Below are 657 nucleotides of genomic sequence, written 5' to 3' on the forward strand. Positions count from 1 at the left end.
GAACCGTCGGTCTTCCGCAAACTTTCTGTGGCGGACAATTTGATGGCGGTGCTGGAATATCAGCGGATGAGTTCTAAGCAGCGCAAAATTCGTATGCGGGAGCTTTTGGAGGAGCTGAACCTGTCTCTTATACACATCTAGATGTGTATAAGAGACAGTTCACGGAGGGGGTGGGGAGGATTATAGCGAAAAAAAATTGACACAGCGGCCGCCGCGATGTATTTTATAACAATGTTAGGTTGCGACCCTTCAAATCAACATGGTATAATAAGGAAGAGACAGTTTCAGATTTTGTGTAAACTGATTTAGTCTGATTTAACTGTCATGGCGGACTTGATCCGCCATCTCCTTGCATAATAGGGGATTGGCTTCGCCGCGATAAACACGGTGCGGGTCAAGCCCGCAATGACGGTGATTTCAACGTCTTAGTGGTTTACACCGATTTTGCAACAGTCTCACAGATTGGTTAATCGATTTCCGCCGGAATTTCAGATTTTGGAGCTTATATTATGGAAGATACGGTCGATAGCGGCGTTTCCGACAGCGTCGGCATCGACCGCCGCGGTTTTATGAAGCTGCTCGGCGCCGGAGCCGCGCTGGCTGCCGTCGGCGGGTGCGGCGGCGGGGCGGGCCCGGCGCTTGGCAAAGACGTGCCGA

Annotated in this window: 1 protein-coding gene; it reads left to right on the plus strand. The window is 51.1% G+C overall.

Translation table 11 applies throughout. The features are described 5' to 3' along the window. Positions 1-509: 509 nt before the first annotated feature. On the plus strand, positions 510-657 hold a 148-nt coding region (locus ACYVRA_RS07995; RefSeq protein ID WP_461252204.1), incomplete at its 3' end, for a twin-arginine translocation signal domain-containing protein.

The organism is Treponema sp. R8-4-B8 (genome assembly GCF_054786175.1).